Origin of the sequence: Pseudomonas yamanorum (assembly GCF_900105735.1) — a bacterium.
Classification (GTDB): domain Bacteria; phylum Pseudomonadota; class Gammaproteobacteria; order Pseudomonadales; family Pseudomonadaceae; genus Aquipseudomonas; species Aquipseudomonas yamanorum.
The window spans coordinates 6,033,452-6,052,456 of the sequence record NZ_LT629793.1; the positions used below are offsets into that span (position 1 = coordinate 6,033,452).

The window sequence follows — 19,005 nt, forward strand, 5'->3', positions numbered from 1 at the left end:
TGCGCCTATTTCCGCAGAGTTTACCTGCCTCCGGCGCCACGTGCGCCCTAGACTGCGAACCTTACTTCCTGCTGTGAAATTCCACGCCATGGCCACCGCGCTGACGCTGTCTTCGTTTTTGTATTTCCTGCTGTTGTGCACCACCCTGGCGTTCAGCCCCGGCCCCATGACCTTGTTGTTGCTCAGCCTCGGTTTGAAAGATGGCCTGCGCCGCTCCCTGCCGGCGCAGTTCGGGGCGAGTGTGTCCTACCTGATCTCGATCCTGATCTTTGCCGTGGGCTTTTCCGAACTGATCAAGGACTACCCGCTGATCACCCGGATCATCCAGGTGGTGGGCGTGGCCTACATTCTCTACCTGGCCTACAAGCAATGGACCAGCAGCGGAGTGACGATCAAAACCACCGATGCAACCCCGGAAAATGCCCGTAGCCTGTTCGGCAAAGGCCTACTGACCGGGCTGTCGAATCCCAAGGCGATCATCCTGTTCAGCGCGGTATTCCCGCAGTTCGCCGCCATCGGCCAGGGCAGTGCTGCCGCTGACATCGCCATCCTCGGCCTGACTTTCCTGTTGCTGCAATTCGCCAGCGGCTGCCTGTATTGCTACTTCGGCCAGCGAATCAAACACGTCCTGGAGAACCCCAAGCGCCGAGTGCTGTTGCAACGGGCCACGGCGGTACTGTTGCTGGGAGTCGCGTTGATGCTAGCCCGGGGCTTTTCCAACTGAAGGCCAGCTTATGAGTGGTAGTGGCGATCTGCCGTTGCCCTGATAGACTTCGGGCATTCATCCAGGATCAAGCCAGATCATGCCAGCCGCAGGAGGAAAGGGACTTTCGCTCGCTTCACGCCTGTACAAGTCGCGCGCCCTGGGATTAACCCTCGGGTTCATCTGCGTGGCCGCCGCCATCTACCCACTGGATAAACCCGCCTGGGTCTGGGTGGTGATGATCGCCAATGCCTTTATCTGGCCACATGTGGCGTATCAATGGTCACGGCACTCGAAAAACTCCCTGCGTTCGGAACACCGCAACCTGCTGTTCGACTCGTTCTGCGGCGGGTTCTGGGTCGGTGCCATGCAGTTCAACCCGCTGCCCAGCGTGACCACCTTGTCGATGATGACCATGAACAACGTCGCCATCGGCGGCCCGCGCTTCATGCTCGCCGGCTGGGTGGCCCAGGCGTTGGGGATCGGTGCTTCGATGCTGGTGTTTACCCCGGCAGTGACGGTCCTGACCAGTGAAGTTCAGCTCTACGCCTGCCTGCCGATCCTGATGCTCTATCCCCTGGCCCTGGGCTGGATCTGCTACCGGCAAGCGATCACCCTGGCCCGGCACAAGCGCGAGTTGCTGGCGCTGAGCCGCACCGACAGCCTGTCGGGCCTGCTCAACCACGGCGCCTGGAAAGACCACCTGGAAATCGAGTTCCAGCGCTGCCGCCGCGACCAGCAGGGCGCCGCTATCGCGCTGATCGACATCGATCACTTCAAGACCATCAACGACACCTACGGCCATGTCACCGGCGATATCGTGCTGCGCCAGTTGAGCAAAGTGCTGCGCCAGAACCTGCGGGTCACTGACCTGGCCGGGCGTTATGGCGGCGATGAGTTCTGCGTGATCCTGCCGGACATGCCCCTGAACCGCGCGACCGAAGTGATGGATGCCCTGCGTGACCGCTTCAACTCCCTGGCCTACGCCCAAGACCCGACCTTGCGCGCCAGCCTGAGTATCGGCCTGGCGCCGTATCGACCAGCCCACGGCGACGCCACCAGTTGGCTGAACGACGCCGACCAGGCGCTGTACGAAGCCAAGAGCGGCGGACGCAACCGGGTCAGTTCGGTGCAGGGAAGTTGGCTGAGGTCGATCTGAGGATCAACAAATTGTTTTTTGTCAGGTAGGGTGGAGCGCTACCTCCCAACAAAAACAAGGATCGGTTCATGCTCTTCAACTTCCCGCGTACCTTGCTGGCAGCCACCCTGGCGCTGTCGTTCACCATGCCGGCCTTCAGTGCCGAACCTCACAAACAGATCCGGGCCGATTCCGAGCAGTACAAGGACGATGCCTTGAAACTGCTGGAGCGCCTGGTGAATATCGATTCGGGCTCCGGCTACGAGCCGGGCCTGACCCAAGTGCGTGACATCGCCGTCGACGAGCTCAAGCAACTGGGGTTCAGCATCCAACTGGTGCCGGATGCCGCGGCCCATAACAGCCATGTCATCGCCACCCTCAAAGGCACCGGCAAGGCCAGGATCCTACTGATGGCCCACATGGACACCGTGTTCAAGGAAGGCTCGGCGGCTGCCCGACCGTTCCACATCAAGGACGGCCGCGCCTATGGCCCCGGCGTGATGGATGACAAGGGCGGCATCGTCGCTGGCATCTACGCCTTGAAAGTCCTGAAAAACCAGGGCTTCAAGGACTACGCGCAAATCACCTTCCTGCTGGACGCCAGCGAAGAAACCGGCACCGACGGCGCGTCCGAGCTGATCCGCAACACCGCCAAGGGCCACGACGTGACCCTCAATCTGGAACCGGGTCGCCCTGCGGATGGCTTGGTGGTGTGGCGCAAAGGCAGCGCCACCGCCGTGGTCGAGGTCAAGGGCAAGGCCGCCCACGCCGGCGTGGCTCCGGAGCTGGGGCGCAATGCCGCGATGGAAGCGGCGCACCAGATCTTGCAACTGGGCAAGCTGGGGGATGCCGAGAAGAAGACCACCATCAACTTCACCGTGATCAACGCCGGCGACCGGGTCAACGTGATCCCGGACCAGGCCACCGCCAAGGCAGACGTGCGGGCGGCGTTGCCGGAAGAGTTTGACCGGATCGAGAAGGACCTGGCGCGGGTTTCGGCCAACAAGCTGATCCCTGAGACTGAAGTGACCACCAGCTTGCACCGTGGCCTGCCGCCAATGCCGCAGACGCCGGAGTCGGACAAGCTGGTGGCGATTGCCCAAGGGATTTATGGCGAGCTGGGACGCAAGTTGACCATTGAAGGCAGCGGCGGGGCGGCGGATGCCAGCTTGTCCGCTGGCGTGGGTACGCCGACTCTGGATGGGTTCGGGATTGTCGGGGGCAATATTCACACGCCGGAGGAATATGCCGAGGTGGAGAGTGTGGCGCCGCGGATTTATCTGCTGAGCCGGATGATTATGGAGCTGTCCAAGCGCTGATCTGAAACCACCACTGAGCCTCTGTGCAAGCAGATCAACATGTGGGAGCTGGCTTGCCTGCGATGGCGGTGTATCAGTCAAAGAATTCATGACTGACAATCCGCTATCGCAGGCAAGCCAGCTCCCACACTGTTCTGTGGTGTTAGTTGGATCAGGTTGCAGTCAGCACTTCCCGGGTCTTCTCCCGCCCCAACACCAAACTGCACAACGCCGGCAGGAACAGCAACGTCAACACCGTTCCCACCAGCACCCCGCCAATCAGCACATACGCCAGCGACGACCAGAACACCGACAACGTCAGCGGAATAAACGCCAACGCCGCCGCCAGCGCGGTCAGGATCACCGGTCGTGCCCGGCGCACCGTGGCCTCGATGATCGCCTCACGAATCACCATGCCTTGGTCCTGGTTCTGCCGGATCTGGTCGGTGAAGATCAGCGTATTGCGCATCAGGATCCCGCCAATCCCGATCAGCCCCAATATCGCGTTGAACCCGAACGGCTGGTTGAACAGCAGCAACGTCGGCACTGCACCGATCAGCCCCAGCGGCGCGGTGGCGAACACCATGAACATCACCCCGAACGAACGCACCTGAAACATGATCACGGTCAACGTCAGCAGGATCATGATCGGGAACAGCGCCGCCAGGGCGACGTTGGCCTTGGCGCTTTCTTCCACCGGGCCGCCGATGACGATTTGATAGCCGGCCGGCAGCTTGGCGATCAAGGGTTGCAGATCCTTGTACACCGCCATTTCCACATCCGGCGGCTGGGTGCCGTCGACGATGTCGGCGCGCACTTCCACGGTCAGCGCACGGTTGCGGCGTTTGAGGATCGGCTCTTCCATCACCGCCTGGAAATGCCCGACCTGGGCCAATGGCACCGACACGCCGGCGCTGTTGGTCAGGGTCATGTTGTCCAGGTTGCCGAGGTCTTCGCGCTGGCTGCCCTGGGAGCGGGCGACCACTGAGACGGTGCGATTGCCTTCGCGTACCTCGGTGATCGGGTTGCCGCTGAGCAACGCATTGAGTTGGGATTTCACCCCGTCGGGGGTAAAGCCCAGCAGGCGCAGGCGGTCCTGGTCCAGCACCAGGCGATAGCTGCTGGCGCGCTCGCCCCAGTCGAGGAAGCTGTCGCGGGTGAGGATGTTGGCGGCGACCACTTGGCGCACGTCTTCAGACAGGCTGCGCAGTACATTCAGGTCGGGGCCGGACACGCGAAACACCACCGGGAACGGTACCGGCGGGCCGAACACCAACTGGGTGACCCGCACCCGCGCCGATGGAAATTCGCCTGCCGCGATGCGTTCAGCCATGCGTTTTTTCAGGGCATCCCGGGCATGGGCGTCGGCGGTCTGCACGATCAGCTTGGCAAAGGCCGGGTCCGGCAACTCGGGGTTCAGCGACAGGAAAAACCGTGGTGCACCGCCGCCGACATAAGTGTCGACCATCACGGTTTGCGGCTCCTCCATCAGTGCCTTTTCCACCTGCGCCGCCACTGCCTCGGTGCTTTTGAACGCGCTGCCCGGTGGCATGTACACCTCAAGAATCAGCTCGGAACGGTCCGAGTTGGGGAAGAACTGCTTCTTCACCACGCCCATGCCCAGGCCACACAGCACAAAGGCGGCCACCACCAGCCCAGTGACCAGCCAGCGTCTGCGCACGCAAGCATCCACCAGGCGGCGCAGTTTCTGGTAATAACGCCCGGCGTAAATTGCATCGTGGCCGCCGGCAACCGGCTGGATGTGCGGCAACAGCTTGACCCCCAGGTAAGGCGTGAACACCACCGCCACCAGCCACGAGGCAATCAGCGCAAAGCCGACGATCCAGAAAATATTCCCGGCATATTCCCCGGCGCCCGAGCGGGCGAAACCCACCGGCAGGAAGCCGATAATCGTTACCAGCGTGCCGGTGAGCATCGGTGCGGCGGTGGAGCTCCAGGCAAACGTGGCCGCGTGGATCCGGTCAAAACCTTCTTCGAGTTTGACCACCATCATCTCGATCGCAATGATCGCGTCGTCCACCAGCAGGCCGAGGGAAATGATCAACGCCCCCAGGGTCACTCGGTCGAACTCGCGGCCGGTCATCAGCATGATCACAAACACGATCGACAAGGTCAGCGGCACGGCGGCCGCCACCACCAGCCCAACCCGGAACCCCAGGGCCAGCAGGCTGATGACCATTACCACTGCGAGGGCGACGAAGAACTTCAGCATGAATTCGTTGACCGCCAGGCTGATGTTTTTCGCCTGGTCGGAGACCTTAGCAAAGTTCACACCGAGGGGCAGGTCGGCCTGGATTTTCGCTTCCTGGGCCTTGAGGGCCTTGTCCAGCTCCAGGCCGTTCCAGTGCTTCTCCATGATCACCCCGAGCATCAGCGACGGGTCGCCCTGATGGCGGATGCGGTAGCTGGGCGGGTCTTCATAGCCCCGGCTGACGGTGGCCACATCGGCGATGCGCAGCAGCTTGCCGTTGGCTTCCAGCGGGACGTTTTCGATCAGCGCCAGGCTGTCGAAAGCGCCATCGATGCGGATATAGGCGCGTGCCCCGGCCGTCTCGACAAAGCCTGAAGGCGCCACGGCGTTCTGGGCGGCGAGGGCGGCGAAGATCTGTTCGGGCTTGATGCCCAACGTAGCCAGGCGCTCATAGGAAAACTCGACAAAGATCCGCTGCGCCTGTTCGCCAAGAATATTGACCTTCTTCACCCCCGGCAGATTGAGCAGGCCCTGGCGCATGTCTTCGGCCATCTGTACCAATTGCCGGTGAGGCAGGTGTTCGGCCTCCAGCGCGTAGAGGGAAAAGTACACGTCGGAGTATTCATCGTTGAAGAACGGCCCGATCACGCCCTTGGGCAACTTCGCGGCTTCGTCACTGAGTTTCTTGCGGGTCTGGTAGAACAGGTCCTGAATCTCGCTGGGGCGGGTGGACTCCAGGTACGTCATGCGCATCGAGACAAAACCGGGCTGGGCGATGGTTTCGACGCGGTCGTAGTAGTCCAGTTCCTGCAGGCGTTTTTCCAGGCGGTCGGCCACTTGTTCCTGCATTTCCTGGGCGGTGGCGCCGGGCCAGGCGGCGGTGATGGTCATGACTTTGACGGTGAACGAAGGGTCTTCGGCGCGCCCCAGTTTGCCAAAGGCGAAGACCCCGGCGGCGAGGATCGCGATGATCAGGAACAGCGTAACCGCGCGATGCTTGACCGCCAGTTCGGAGAGGTTGATCCCGCGCATTATCAGGGTTCCTGCTGACGGTTGAGGGCCAATACCTGGGCCGGCAACAGACGTACCGCGTCGCCGCTGTGCAGCAGGTGCGCGCCAAGGGCGACCACCACTTGGCCGGGGCTCACGCCGCTGTCCAGCAACGCGTCTTCCTGGCCGAGGCTGGCGACGTTGACCGGGGCGAAGCTGACTTTGTCGTCGGCGCCGATCACCCACACACCGGTACCTTTGCCGGCATCCTGCAGTGCGCCGATGGGCACGCGGGTCTGTTGGGCCTGGCCGTCGCCTTGCAGGCGCACGGTGATGGTCGAACCGAGGGCGAAGCGGTCGACGGGGCCGTGCAATACATAGCGGGCACGGTAGGTGCGGGTGGTCGGGTCGGCGCTGGCGGACAGCTCGCGCAAGGTGGCGGTCACGGCCTGCTCAGGGGCGCCAAAGGGGAAGGCCAGGGCTTTTTGCGAAGCCTGGCCGCGCTGGTTTTCCGGCAGGTTGACGATGGCTTCCCGGGCGCCGTCGTGGGCCAGGCGCGCAACCACTTGCCCCTCGGCGACCACTTGGCCGCGGTCCACCCGCACGTCGGTGATGATGCCGTCGCTGTCGGCCCTGAGCACCGAGTAGGTGCGGCGGTTTTCGATCTGGCTGGCATCGGATTGCGCCGAGGCCAGCTCGGCTTCAGCCACCCGCAGGTTGGTGGCGGACTGGTCGAAAATCTGCCGCGACACGGCACCGGTATTCGCCAGGCGCTGGTAGCGGGATTCGTCATCCCGCCGTTGACGCAGTTGCGCCTGGGCCGCATTGACGCGGTTTTTCGCCGAGCGCAGGGCCAGTTCGAAGTCGCCGATATCCAGCACCAGCAAGGTGTCGCCACGGCTGACGTGCTGGCCGGGATCCACCTTGCGCTCGATCACCTTGCCGCTGACGCGGAATCCCAGGTCACTTTCCGTGCGTGCGGCCACTACGCCGGTGTAGGCGCTTTGCTGGCTGCCGGCGGCTTCGACCTTGGCAGCGAGTACCGGGCGGGGCAGGGGCGCTTCGGCGACGGGGTCGGCCTTGTTGTTGCAGCCGCTGAGTACCGCTAACAGGGCCAGGGGCGTGAGAAGACGCAGGGGGAGAGGGTTCATGTCGGGCTCCGTGGGGCGGGGTGAGCTAAAAATTACGTGCGTAATATTTTTCGCCATATTATGGCTGAAATATAAAATAATCCAGCCCCTGCACAGACCCCATGTCGGATGCGCCGGTCGGCGCCGGCGGCGTCGTCATGCCATATCGCTTCGCGCGAACTCCTCCCCAAGAAAATCAATCAGGCTTCGTACCGAAGGCAGCAACCCTCGGCGCGACGGAAACACTGCGTGCACGATGCCGGTCCTCGGCGCCCAGCCGGGGATCAGGTTCACCATCCGTCCTGCGGCGATTTCCTCACGCACCACCACGCTGGGCAGATGGGCGACACCCACCCCGGCACACACCGCATGCCGCAGCGCCAGCAAATCATCGGTGATCATCCGCGGAGAATGCCGGATGACCGCACTGGCGCCGTTCTCTCCAAACAACTCCCACTGATATTCCCGTTGCGCCGATCCCCAGTACACACTCGGCAACCCGTTCAAGTCCCCCGGCAACGGCGGCGTTGACAGGCGTGACACAAATGCCGGGCTGCCCACCAGGCATTGGGTGCTGTTGCCCAGCACCTTCATTACCAAGTCAGTGTCTTCCAGTGGCGGAAAGCGAATGCGCAGGGCGATGTCGAAGCCTTCGTGAATCACATCCACTCGGCGGTTGGTGCTTTCAAGGTGCAGTTCCACCAGTGGGTACTTGATCATGTAGCGGGTCAGCATCGGCCCGACCCAGGAGTTGAGCAGGGCCGTAGGGCAACTCAAACGCACAATGCCCTGGGGTTCGGAGCGGTTGCGCTCGATCACCTCGGCGGCGGCTTCCGCTTCCACGCGCATGGCCAGGCAGCGCTGGTAATAGGCCTGGCCGATTTCGGTGAGGGAACAGTGCCGGCTGGTGCGGTTGATCAAGCGTACGCCCAGACGCTCTTCCAACTGGCTGATACGCCGGCTTAGCTTGGACTTGGGGATGTCCAGCGCCCGGCCTGCCGCTGCAAAGCCTCGATGCTCGACCACTTGGGTGAAGTAATAGAGGGTGTTCAGGTCTTCCACTATCGTTCTCCAAATAGAACGCTAAGGGTCAATTTTGCCATCTAGCCCTGCAAAGGTAACGGATTTAAGGTTGATCCATGCACTGCTTTCACCCATTTGGAGACGCACCATGAAAAATATCATCGGTATCTACACCAGCCCACGAGGCCATTGGGTGGGCGACGGCTTTCCAGTTCGCACGCTGTTTTCCTACGACACCATGGGCAAACACATCAGCCCCTTCTTGCTGCTGGACCACGCCGGGCCTGCCGATTTCACCCCGACTGATAAACGCCGCGGAGTCGGCCAGCACCCCCATCGCGGCTTCGAAACCGTGACCATCGTCTACAAGGGCGAAGTCGAACACCGGGACTCCACCGGTGCCGGCGGCACCATTGGCCCGGGCGATGTGCAATGGATGACTGCGGCCAAGGGCATCCTTCATGAAGAGTCCCACTCCGAGGCCTTTGCCCGCAGTGGCGGCGCCCTGGAAATGGTGCAGTTGTGGGTGAATCTGCCGGCCAAGGACAAAATGACCGACGCCGGTTACCAGACCATCCTCGACGGTGATATTCCGGCGCTGCCCCTGGCCGATAACTCCGGCAGCCTGCGACTGATCGCGGGTGAGTTCGGCGGAGCCAAAGGCCCGGCCCGTACCTTCACGCCGATCGACGTGTGGGATGTGCGACTCAACGCTGGCAAGGCGGTGACCCTTGACCTGCACGCCGGGCGCAACACGGCGCTGGTGGTGCTCAAGGGCACCGTGCAGGTCAATGGCCTGGAACTGGTGCGCGAAGGGCAGTTGGCGTTGTTCGAGCGTGACGGTGATCAACTCGCGCTGGAGTCGAACAATGACGCCATGTTCCTGCTGCTCAGTGGCGAGCCTATCGACGAGCCCATCGTCGGCCACGGTCCGTTCGTGATGAACACCGAGCAGGAAATCCACCAGGCCTTTGCCGACTTCCAGTCCGGTCAATTCGGCCAGATGCACACCTGATACACCCCGCAAAACCAACCCCCGACAGCCAGGCCGGTTTACCGGCCAAGGATGGCTGTTGCCCATAGAAAAGAGGAAAAGCCCATGACTACTGCTGCTCCGGCCAACTTTAACGGTCACAAACCCGTCATCGACGCCAGCGACACGGCAATGTTGTTGATCGACCATCAAAGTGGCCTGTTCCAGATCGTCAAGGACATGGACGTGCCGCAGTTGCGCGCCAATGCCATCGCCCTGGCCCGCGCCGCGACGCTATTGAATATCCCGGTGATCACCACCGCCTCGGTGCCGCAGGGCCCCAACGGCCCGCTGATCCCCGAGATCCAGCAGGCGGCGCCCCATGCCCAATACGTGGCGCGCAAAGGTGAAATCAACGCTTGGGACAACCCCGAGTTTCACGCGGCGGTCAAAGCCACTGGCAAGAAAACCCTGGTGATCGCCGGCACCCTCACCAGCGTATGCCTGGCGTTTCCCTCCATCAGCGCGGTGTATGAAGGCTACAAAGTGTTTGCCGTGGTCGATGCCTCGGGCAACCACTCCAAATTGGCGACGGACCTCACCATTGCCCGGTTGTCCCAGGCCGGCGTGGTGCCAATCGACATCATGGCAACCCTCTCCGAACTGCAAGGTTCATGGAACCGTCCGGATGCCGAGCAGTGGGCCCAGGTCTACACCCAGGCCATGCCGCATTACCAGTTGCTGATCGAAAGCTACCTCAAGGCCCAGCAAGTGGCGACCGAACACGAAGTGCTGGATTCCCAGCGCTGAGTGCCACTGAGACTCACCCTTTAATCGACGAAAGAGGACTACTCATGACGACTCAATACAAACGCCTGGACAAGGACAACGCCGCCGTTCTGCTGGTTGATCATCAGGCTGGCCTGCTGTCCCTGGTGCGTGACATCGAACCGGACAGGTTCAAGAACAACGTGTTGGCCCTGGCCGACCTGGCCAAGTACTTCAAGCTGCCGACCATCCTTACCACCAGCTTTGAAACCGGCCCCAACGGCCCGCTGGTGCCGGAACTCAAGGCGCTGTTCCCGGATGCCCCGTACATCGCCCGTCCGGGCCAGATCAATGCCTGGGACAACGAGGATTTCGTCAAGGCGATCAAGGCCACCGGCAAGAAGCAACTGATCATCGCGGGTGTGGTGACCGAGGTGTGCGTCGCGTTCCCGGCCTTATCGGCCCTGGCGGAAGGGTTTGAGGTGTTCGTGGTCACGGACGCTTCCGGCACGTTCAACGAGATCACTCGCCAGTCGGCCTGGGACCGTATGTCAGCCAATGGCGCGCAACTGATGACCTGGTTCGGCCTGGCCTGTGAGCTGCATCGCGACTGGCGCAACGATGTCGAGGGCCTGGGTGCTCTGTTCGCCAATCACATCCCGGATTACCGCAATCTGTTTACCAGCTACAACGCGTTGACCGGCGCTAAATAAGCCTTGGATTCACTGCGGGCCACGCGCTTGGCCCGTAGTGTTTAATTGTCTTGCTAATGGAACAGAAAGAGCTGTTTTTGCCGTCTAGCGCCAGATTGGTATCAGATTTAAGGTGTATCCACTATTGGAGACACTATGAAAAACATCATCGGCATCTACACCAGCCCGCGCGCCCATTGGGTCGGCGACGGCTTTCCGGTTCGCACGCTGTTTTCCTACGACACCATGGGCAAGCAGATCAGCCCGTTCCTGTTGCTGGATCACGCCGGTCCTGCGGCATTCACCCCGACCGAGCAACGGCGCGGCGTGGGCCAGCATCCCCATCGCGGCTTTGAAACCGTGACCATCGTCTACAAGGGCGAAGTCGAGCACCGCGATTCCACCGGCGCCGGCGGCACCATCGGCCCGGGCGATGTGCAATGGATGACTGCGGCAAAGGGCATCATTCACGAGGAGTTTCACTCCGAAGCGTTCGCCCGCAGCGGTGGCGCCCTGGAAATGGTCCAGTTGTGGGTCAACCTGCCGGCCAAGGACAAAATGACCGACGCCGGTTACCAGACCATTCTCGATGGCGATATTCCGACGCTGCCCCTGGCCGACAACGCCGGCAGCCTGCGCCTGATCGCGGGCGAGTTCGACGGGGTCAAAGGCCCGGCTCGCACCTTCACACCGATCGACGTGTGGGATATGCGCCTCAAAGCCGGCCGCTCTGTGACGCTGGACCTGCACGCCGGGCGCAACACGGCGCTGGTGGTGTTGCGCGGCACGGTGCGGATCAACGGCACTGAAGTGGCGCGTGAAGGGCAGTTGGCGCTGTTTGAGCGCGATGGCACGCAACTGCGCCTCGAGTCCAGCGACGACGCCATGGTGCTGTTGCTCAGCGGCGAGCCGATCGACGAACCCATCGTCGGTCACGGCCCGTTCGTGATGAACACCGAGCAGGAAATCCACCAGGCGTTTGCTGACTATCAGTCCGGGCAATTCGGGCAGATGCAGCGCTAGGGCGCTATACCCTCCAAAGGCATTTCATGCGATCTTCATGGCATTCGCCCTGGAGTCGCCTGAATGCCCTCATTTATCTCCGATCACCCGATGTTCTGTGCCTTGGCGCTGGTGCTGATCGACATCGCCGTATGGCGCCTGATCTCTGCCGATTTCGCCAATTGGAAGCTGGCGGCGCGGCTGGTGATCTTTGCGGTGTTCAGCGCCGTGCTGTTCAACGAAGGCATGAACCCGATGCAGGTCGCGCCGTTCGGCGACAACGTGGCGCTGCACCTGGCGGCGACGGCGTTCCAGATCGGCTGGTGGTTGTTTGCGGCGCGCACCCTCACGGTATTACTCGGCGCGGTGATGATGCAGCGGGTCGGCCACACCGGGCGGCTGTTGCAGGACCTGGTGGGCGCGGTGATCTTCCTGATCGCGATCATCGCGGCCATGGCCTACGTGCTCGACCTGCCGGTCAAGGGCGTGCTGGCCACTTCCGGCGCGGTGGCGATCATCGTCGGCCTGGCGTTGCAAAGCACCTTGAGCGACGTGTTTTCCGGCATCGTCCTCAACACCACCAAGCCCTACCAACTGGATGACTGGATCTCCATCGACGGCACCGAAGGCCGGGTGATCGACATCGACTGGCGCGCCACCCAACTGCAAACCTCCCAGGGCAGCCTGGCGGTGGTGCCCAATTCGTTGGCGGCCAAGGCCAAGATCATCAACTTCTCGCGCCCGGCGGATATGTTTGGCCTGGCAGTCAGCCTGCAGGTCAGCCCCCATGCGCGGCCGCAAACCGTGCTGGATGCGCTGGAGCGGGCGATGCAGGGATGTCGGCCGTTGTTGGCCAAGCCGGCGCCGAGTGTGGCGTTCAAGACGTCGGCCAGTGGTGGGGTGGAGTATGAGATCAGCGGGTTTGTGCCGGCGATGGCGCTCAAGCGTGAGGTGCGTAACCAACTTTATGATTTGGCGTTTCGGCATTTGCAGGCGGCGGGGGTGAGTTTGTTGTCGGCGGCCGAGAGTAATGCGCCGGTGGCGGTTTCCCGGGCTCGGGCGTTGTTGGAGAGTTCGTCTATTTTCTCGACGTTGAGGCAGGAGGAGAAGGAGACGTTCAGCCAGAACATGACGCTGCAGACCTTTCGCGCCGGGGAGATGATTTTGCCGGCGGGGGAGGTGAGTGATCACCTGTTTATCATTGAGTCCGGGGTGATTTCGGTGATGTTGACCAAGGCGGGGCACAAGTTTGAAGCCGGGCGGATGGGACCAGGGGAGGTGATTGGTGAGGCCGGGATTTTGTCGGAGCAGGGTGTGCCTGCGGACTTTTCGGCGAAGACGTTTTGTACGTTGTACCGGATTGAGAAGGAGTATCTGAAGCCTTGTCTGGATGCTCGGCATGACATCAGTGAGGCTATGAAAAGCCTGCTGGATTTCAGGTTGCATGCGGCTCAGAGTTTGACGCAGGAGGCGCCTGTGGTGCCGGTTAAGAAAGGGTTTATGCAGTGGCTGCGGAGTCGGGCCTGAAGGTGTACATATCCGTTGCTGCGGTAACGGCGGCTTATGGTTCCGCTCTTACAGCGGGTCACTTTTGGCAAACGCCCCAAAAGTAACCAAAAGGTCTTTGCCCCACCACTCGGTGCCTCGCCTAGGCTCGGCATGCCCGCACTCCGGCCCGATTCCGCGGGCCGCCGCGACGGGCCATCCATGGCCCGGCGCGGCTAAATCGGCATCCTTGCCGATTTACCCGCTCCACCGTGCCTACTTGCGGCCATCGTGGTTGACGGGGCCCGCAGATCAAAATCAAAAGCAGATCAAAAGCCAGAGCACAGCGGCCTCCCGGCCGGCTTGAGTGTTAAAAGCAAAGGCAAAGACCAGAGCGAAAACAGAGCTGCTTTTCTGTGGGAGCTGGCTTGCCTGCGATGCAGACAACTCGGTGCATCAGGTACACCCAGTTGATGCCATCGCAGGCAAGCCAGCTCCCACATTTGACCGTGCCCGCTTTTGATTTGGCTTGTGCCTTTGCTTTACAACACTCAAGCCGGCCGGTAGGCCGCTGTGCTCTTGCTTTTGATCTTGATCTTGATCTTAGGCGCCCCGTTAAACCACGCTGGCCGAACGCATGCTTTGGAGCGTGGGTAACCTGGCAGGACGCCAGGTTAGCCGTCCTGGGCCAAGGATGGCCCATGACGGCGGCCCACGGTCCAAAGCCGGAGTGAGGGCACTCCGAGCCTAGGCGAGGAGCCGAGTGGTGGGGCAAGAGCGTTTTGCTTACTTTTGCGCTTTTCAAAAGTGAGCCGCTGTAAGAGCGGAACCCTAGGCGGCCGTTACCGCAGCAACGGATATGTCCACCCCCCCCGCCACCCCGATCAAACACCCCTTGCGACCCCCGAATTTCTTTGCTAGTTTCTTACAAAATGTTAACGATAACATTTGCTCTAAAAATAAAAACAAAACAGAGATCCCCACCATGAAAATGCTTCCGAAAACCCTGTGTTTGTTGGCTCTGAGCATCAATCTTGGCACTTCTGGCCTGGCACTAGCCGACACCAAACCCGCCCCCATCCGCATCGGGGCGTCCTTCCAGGAAATCAACAACCCTTACTTCGTCACCATGAAAGACGCCCTGCAGGAAGCCGGGGCGACCATCGGTGCGCAGTTGATCATCACCGACGCCCGCCACGACGTGTCCAAACAGGTCAGCGACGTCGAAGACATGCTGCAAAAGGGCATCGACATCCTGCTGATCAACCCCACCGACTCGGTCGGCGTGCAATCAGCCGTCAAATCCGCCCACGCCGCCGGTGTAGTCGTGGTCGCCGTCGACGCCCAAGCCGAAGGCCCACTGGACTCCTTCGTCGGTTCGAAAAACTTCGACGCCGGCTTCCAGGCCTGCGAATACCTGGCCAAGAACATCGGTGACAAAGGCAATATCGCCATCCTCGACGGCATCGCCGTGGTGCCGATCCTGGAACGCGTCCGCGGTTGCAAAGAGGCCGTGGCCAAGCACCCCGACATCAAGATCGTGAGCATCCAGAACGGCAAGCAGGAACGTGACCAGGCGCTGACCGTCACCGAAAACATGCTGCAGGCCCAGCCCACCCTCAAGGGCATTTTCAGCGTCAACGACAACGGCTCCCTCGGCGCACTCTCGGCCATCGAAGCCAGTGGCCTGGACGTCAAACTGGTGAGCGTCGACGGCGCACCGGAAGCGATCAAGGCCATCCAGAAACCCGGCAGTAAATTCATCGCCACCTCCGCGCAATACCCCCGTGACCAGATCCGCCTGGCCCTGGGCATCGCCCTGGCCAAGAAGTGGGGCTCGCAAGTGCCGGCCACGATCCCGGTGGATATCACCCTGATCGACCAGGCCAAAGCCAAGGATTTCAGTTGGTAAAACACCCAGGCCCCACGCCAGGCGTGGGGCACAGGTCATCCATCTGAATGCGAGGTCGGCGGTATGAGCAGTCTTCTGAAGCTGGAAAACATCTGTAAGCGCTACCCGGGAGTGCAAGCTCTCAAGGCGATCAACCTGGAAGTGCAGCGGGGCGAGATTCATGCCTTGCTCGGGGAAAATGGCGCGGGCAAATCGACCCTGATGAAGATCCTTGGCGGGGTCGAGCACCAGGACGAAGGGCAGATCCTGATCGACGGCGAGGCCCGACAGTTCGCGACCTACCGTGATGCGATTGCTGCTGGTATCGGTATCGTGTTTCAGGAGTTCAGCCTGATTCCCTACCTCACGGCAGTGGAAAATATCTTCCTCGGCCATGAGCTGAGCAACCGTTTTGGCCTGTTGCGCAAGCGCGAAATGGTCGAGGCGAGCGAGGCGTTGTTCAGGCGCCTCGGCGTCAGCATTGACCTGCAATGCGCGGTCAAGCACCTGAGTGTGGCCGAGCAGCAGTTCGTCGAGATCGCCAAGGCCCTGGCCCTGGATGCGCGGTTGCTGGTACTCGACGAACCCACCGCCACCCTTACGCCGAGCGAAGCCGAGCTGCTGTTCGAGATCATGCGTGAGCTCAAGCGCCAGGGTGTGGCGGTGATTTTTATCTCCCATCATCTGGAGGAGATTTTCCAGGTGTGCGACCGCATCAGCGTGCTGCGCGACGGCGGCAATGTGGGCGTCACCGATGTGGCCGACAGCGATATCGACCGCTTGGTGGAAATGATGGTCGGCCGCCGCCTGGAGTGCAGTTTTCCAGCCAAACCCACCAGCGAACGCGGGCCGCTGTTGCTGGAGGTCAAGGACATCCAACTGGTGCGCAACGGCCCCCACAACCACTTTGAATTGCACAAGGGCGAGATTCTCGGCTTTGCCGGCCTGGTGGGTTCCGGGCGTACGGAATTGGCGCTGGGCATGATGGGCGCGCTGCCGTCGGTGAGCAAAGACGTATGGCTGCGGGGTGAAAAAATCACCCTCGACGACCCGGCCCAGGCCTTGGCCCATGGCATCGGCCTGCTGCCGGAAAGCCGCAAGACCGAGGGGCTGATCACCGACTTCAGCATTCGCGAAAACATCTCCCTCAACAACCTGCCCAAATACCAGAACGCCAGCGGCCTGATCGACAAGGACAAGGAATGCGCCAGTGTCGAAGCCCTGATGCGCCAGCTGTCGATCAAGGCCCCCAGCGGCGAGAGCCGGGTGTTCAACCTCAGCGGCGGCAACCAGCAGAAAGTCGTGATTGCCCGCTGGATCAACCATCACTGCGACGTGCTGGTGTTCGACGAACCCACCCGTGGCATCGACGTCGGGGCCAAGGCACAGATCTATGCGCTGATGCGCAGCCTCACGGAACAAGGCTACGCAATCATCATGATTTCCTCGGAACTGCCGGAAGTCATCGGCATGTGCGACCGCGTCGCCGTGTTCCACAAGGGCGCCATCGTCAAGGTACTGGAAGCGTCTGCCGTCAATCCTCAAGAGGTCATGCGCCATGCAACAGGGGGCTCAAGTGAATACGTCCATTAATGCCGTGGGGCCGAGCCGGCTGCGCCTGAACCTGGCGCGGTTGATTCGCTCACCGGCGTTTTATCCCTTTGTCGGGCTGCTGGTGGTGACGTTGGTGATGATCTTCGCCAGCGACAATTTCCTCACCGCCAACAACCTGTCGAACATTGCGCGCCAGGTGTCGATCAACGCGATTATCGCGGTGGGCATGACCTGCGTGATTCTCACCGGCGGCATCGATTTGTCGGTGGGGCCGGTAATGGCCTTGTCCGGCACCCTGACCGCCGGCTTGATGGTCGCCGGGTTGCCGCCGGGCCTGGCGATTGGCGCCGGAATGCTGGTCGGCGTGGCCTTCGGCATCGGCAACGGTTTGTTTGTCGCCTACCTGCATATGCCGCCGATCATCGTCACCCTGGCGACCATGGGCATCGCCCGTGGGTTCGGCCTGATGTACACCGACGGCTACCCGATTTCCGGTTTGCCGGAGTGGTTTGGCTTCTTTGGCCGCGAAAGCCTGTTCGGCATCTCGGTGCCGATCCTGATCATGCTGGTGACGTACCTGGCGGCCTATGTACTGCTGCAACACACCCGCATCGGTCGTTATATCTACGCGATTGGCGGCAACGAGGAAGCGGTGCGCCTGTCCGGTGTGCGGGCGGCGCGCTTCAAGTTGCTGGTGTATGGCATCAGCGGTTTCACCGCCGCGATTGCCGGGCTGGTGCTGACCTCGCGCTTGATGAGCGGCCAGCCGAATGCCGGGGTGTCGTTTGAGCTCGACGCGATTGCCGCCGTGGTTCTGGGCGGCGCCTCGATTGCCGGCGGGCGCGGGGTAATTGTCGGCACCTTGCTCGGCGCCATGCTGCTGGGGGTGTTGAACAACGGCTTGAACATGCTCGGGGTCTCGCCCTACGTCCAGAGTGTGATCAAGGGCGGGATCATTTTGCTGGCGATCTTTATCAGCCGTCAGCGCCACAAGTAAACCGGTTATCTCCACGCGGCCATGGTGGCCGCGAGGGGTTCTCTCATGCTCAAGAAAGGTCCGCACATCATGGAAAAGCACAACGAAATGCAAGCCGTCGTCTGCCACGGCCCGAAAGACTACCGCCTGGAACGCATCAGCAAACCCCAGGCGCGGGTCAATGAACTGGTGATCCGCATCGCCGCCTGCGGCATCTGCGCCAGTGACTGCAAATGCCATTCCGGCGCCGCGATGTTCTGGGGCGGCGACAACCCGTGGGTCAAGGCGCCGGTGGTGCCGGGGCATGAGTTTTTTGGCTACGTGGTGGAAGCGGGCGAGGGCGCCGAGGAGCACTTTGAAGTGAAGGTCGGCGACAAGGTGATCGCCGAGCAGATCGTACCGTGTGGCAAGTGCCGCTTCTGCAAGTCCGGCAAGTACTGGATGTGCGAGGTGCACAACATCTTCGGCTTCCAGCGTGAAGTGGCCGAAGGTGGCATGGCCCAGTACATGCGCATCCCGAAGACCGCCATCGTGCACAAGATTCCGGAGTCGGTGTCCCTGGAAGATTCGGCGCTGATCGAGCCGATGTCCTGTGCGATTCACACCGTCAACCGGGGCGAGATCCAGCTGGATGACGTGCTGGTCATCGCCGGTGCCGGCACCTTGGGCCTGTGCATGGTGCAAGTGGCCGCCCTTAAAACGCCGAAGAAACTGGTGGTGATCGACATGGTCGACGAGCGCCTGGAACTGGCGAAGAAATACGGTGCCGACGTGGTGATCAACCCGTCCCGGGACAATGCCCGGGAGATCATCAATGGCCTGACCGATAACTACGGCTGCGACGTGTACATCGAAACCACTGGCGTACCGGCGGGCGTTACCCAAGGCCTGGACTTGATCCGCAAACTCGGACGGTTTGTCGAGTTCAGCGTGTTTGGCGCTGAGACCAGCGCCGACTGGTCGATCATCGGCGACCGCAAGGAACTGGACGTACGCGGCGCGCACCTGGGGCCTTACTGCTACCCGGTGGCGATCGACCTGTTCGAGCGCGGCCTGGTGACCTCCAAGGGTATCGTGACCCATGACTTCGGGCTGGATAACTGGGCCGAGGCGTTTGAGCTGGCCAACTCGACCAAGTCGATCAAGGTGCTGCTGAAGCCGGTGGTCTGA

General features: G+C 61.6%; 15 protein-coding genes. 12 read left to right on the forward strand and 3 right to left on the reverse strand.

What is annotated here, in order from left to right; all coding sequences use genetic code 11:
• Positions 1 to 88 precede the first annotated feature (88 nt).
• The 3 genes from BLU46_RS28210 (at position 89) to BLU46_RS28220 (ending at position 3,160) form a co-directional block, all read left to right on the forward strand.
• Complete coding sequence (locus tag BLU46_RS28210; protein ID WP_017475211.1) at positions 89 to 724, forward strand: LysE family translocator; 636 nt, start codon at positions 89 to 91, stop codon at positions 722 to 724.
• 79 nt (positions 725 to 803) lie between these two features.
• Entirely contained in the window at positions 804 to 1,862 is a 1,059-nt protein-coding gene (locus tag BLU46_RS28215; protein WP_093208360.1) for a diguanylate cyclase, read from the forward strand.
• A 68-nt stretch (positions 1,863 to 1,930) separates the two neighbouring features.
• On the forward strand, positions 1,931 to 3,160 hold the full coding sequence (locus BLU46_RS28220; protein ID WP_093208365.1) for a M20/M25/M40 family metallo-hydrolase: 1,230 nt from the start codon (positions 1,931 to 1,933) through the stop codon (positions 3,158 to 3,160).
• A gap of 151 nt (positions 3,161 to 3,311) precedes the next feature.
• On the opposite strand, the gene BLU46_RS28225 is transcribed toward BLU46_RS28220, so the two are convergent.
• The 3 genes from BLU46_RS28225 to BLU46_RS28235 all read right to left on the reverse strand — a co-directional run bounded on the left by BLU46_RS28225 (position 3,312) and on the right by BLU46_RS28235 (position 8,533).
• The gene (locus BLU46_RS28225) at positions 3,312 to 6,383 is read right to left on the reverse strand and encodes an efflux RND transporter permease subunit (RefSeq protein ID WP_093208373.1); all 3,072 of its coding nucleotides are present in this window, start codon (positions 6,381 to 6,383) and stop codon (positions 3,312 to 3,314) included.
• 2 nt (positions 6,384 to 6,385) lie between these two features.
• Positions 6,386 to 7,492: an efflux RND transporter periplasmic adaptor subunit gene (locus BLU46_RS28230; RefSeq protein WP_093208377.1), complete on the reverse strand. Its 1,107-nt coding sequence runs from the start codon at positions 7,490 to 7,492 to the stop codon at positions 6,386 to 6,388.
• 135 nt (positions 7,493 to 7,627) lie between these two features.
• Entirely contained in the window at positions 7,628 to 8,533 is a 906-nt protein-coding gene (locus BLU46_RS28235) for a LysR family transcriptional regulator (RefSeq protein WP_197680871.1), read from the reverse strand.
• Positions 8,534 to 8,642: 109 nt separating this feature from the next.
• Here BLU46_RS28235 and BLU46_RS28240 point away from each other — a divergent pair, with 109 nt between their 5' ends.
• The 9 genes from BLU46_RS28240 to BLU46_RS28280 all read left to right on the forward strand — a co-directional run bounded on the left by BLU46_RS28240 (position 8,643) and on the right by BLU46_RS28280 (position 19,005).
• Positions 8,643 to 9,509, forward strand: a complete 867-nt coding sequence (locus BLU46_RS28240) for a pirin family protein (protein ID WP_093208384.1) — start codon at positions 8,643 to 8,645, stop codon at positions 9,507 to 9,509.
• Positions 9,510 to 9,593: 84 nt separating this feature from the next.
• A complete protein-coding gene (locus tag BLU46_RS28245; protein WP_063028907.1) occupies positions 9,594 to 10,277 on the forward strand; it encodes an isochorismatase family protein in 684 nt (227 codons plus the stop codon).
• Positions 10,278 to 10,321: 44 nt separating this feature from the next.
• Complete coding sequence (gene ycaC, locus BLU46_RS28250) at positions 10,322 to 10,948, forward strand: isochorismate family cysteine hydrolase YcaC (RefSeq protein ID WP_063028909.1); 627 nt, start codon at positions 10,322 to 10,324, stop codon at positions 10,946 to 10,948.
• Between the two features lie 135 nt (positions 10,949 to 11,083).
• Positions 11,084 to 11,950 carry a pirin family protein gene (locus tag BLU46_RS28255; protein WP_093208387.1) on the forward strand — a complete coding sequence of 289 codons (867 nt, stop codon included), beginning with the start codon at positions 11,084 to 11,086 and terminating at the stop codon, positions 11,948 to 11,950.
• A gap of 63 nt (positions 11,951 to 12,013) precedes the next feature.
• Positions 12,014 to 13,456 (forward strand): mechanosensitive ion channel domain-containing protein, encoded by a 1,443-nt coding sequence (locus BLU46_RS28260; protein WP_093208390.1) that lies wholly within the window; start codon positions 12,014 to 12,016, stop codon positions 13,454 to 13,456.
• 943 nt (positions 13,457 to 14,399) lie between these two features.
• Entirely contained in the window at positions 14,400 to 15,326 is a 927-nt protein-coding gene (locus BLU46_RS28265; RefSeq protein ID WP_017475204.1) for a substrate-binding domain-containing protein, read from the forward strand.
• A gap of 63 nt (positions 15,327 to 15,389) precedes the next feature.
• Positions 15,390 to 16,898 (forward strand): sugar ABC transporter ATP-binding protein, encoded by a 1,509-nt coding sequence (locus BLU46_RS28270; RefSeq protein WP_093208393.1) that lies wholly within the window; start codon positions 15,390 to 15,392, stop codon positions 16,896 to 16,898.
• Positions 16,864 to 17,856, forward strand: a complete 993-nt coding sequence (locus BLU46_RS28275; protein WP_093210202.1) for an ABC transporter permease — start codon at positions 16,864 to 16,866, stop codon at positions 17,854 to 17,856. Before BLU46_RS28270 ends, BLU46_RS28275 begins: the two co-directional genes overlap by 35 nt.
• A gap of 69 nt (positions 17,857 to 17,925) precedes the next feature.
• On the forward strand, positions 17,926 to 19,005 hold the full coding sequence (locus BLU46_RS28280; RefSeq protein WP_093210203.1) for an alcohol dehydrogenase catalytic domain-containing protein: 1,080 nt from the start codon (positions 17,926 to 17,928) through the stop codon (positions 19,003 to 19,005).

Bases quoted from the DNA above. Each gene is read 5' to 3' on its own strand.
- BLU46_RS28210 (WP_017475211.1), top strand. From the start codon at position 89: ATGGCCACCGCGCTGACGCTGTCTTCGTTTTTGTATTTCCTGCTGTTG.
- BLU46_RS28215 (WP_093208360.1), top strand. From the start codon at position 804: ATGCCAGCCGCAGGAGGAAAGGGACTTTCGCTCGCTTCACGCCTGTAC.
- BLU46_RS28220 (WP_093208365.1), top strand. From the start codon at position 1,931: ATGCTCTTCAACTTCCCGCGTACCTTGCTGGCAGCCACCCTGGCGCTG.
- BLU46_RS28225 (WP_093208373.1), bottom strand. From the start codon at position 6,383: ATGCGCGGGATCAACCTCTCCGAACTGGCGGTCAAGCATCGCGCGGTT.
- BLU46_RS28230 (WP_093208377.1), bottom strand. From the start codon at position 7,492: ATGAACCCTCTCCCCCTGCGTCTTCTCACGCCCCTGGCCCTGTTAGCG.
- BLU46_RS28240 (WP_093208384.1), top strand. From the start codon at position 8,643: ATGAAAAATATCATCGGTATCTACACCAGCCCACGAGGCCATTGGGTG.
- BLU46_RS28245 (WP_063028907.1), top strand. From the start codon at position 9,594: ATGACTACTGCTGCTCCGGCCAACTTTAACGGTCACAAACCCGTCATC.
- ycaC (WP_063028909.1), top strand. From the start codon at position 10,322: ATGACGACTCAATACAAACGCCTGGACAAGGACAACGCCGCCGTTCTG.
- BLU46_RS28255 (WP_093208387.1), top strand. From the start codon at position 11,084: ATGAAAAACATCATCGGCATCTACACCAGCCCGCGCGCCCATTGGGTC.
- BLU46_RS28260 (WP_093208390.1), top strand. From the start codon at position 12,014: ATGCCCTCATTTATCTCCGATCACCCGATGTTCTGTGCCTTGGCGCTG.
- BLU46_RS28265 (WP_017475204.1), top strand. From the start codon at position 14,400: ATGAAAATGCTTCCGAAAACCCTGTGTTTGTTGGCTCTGAGCATCAAT.
- BLU46_RS28270 (WP_093208393.1), top strand. From the start codon at position 15,390: ATGAGCAGTCTTCTGAAGCTGGAAAACATCTGTAAGCGCTACCCGGGA.
- BLU46_RS28275 (WP_093210202.1), top strand. From the start codon at position 16,864: ATGCAACAGGGGGCTCAAGTGAATACGTCCATTAATGCCGTGGGGCCG.
- BLU46_RS28280 (WP_093210203.1), top strand. From the start codon at position 17,926: ATGGAAAAGCACAACGAAATGCAAGCCGTCGTCTGCCACGGCCCGAAA.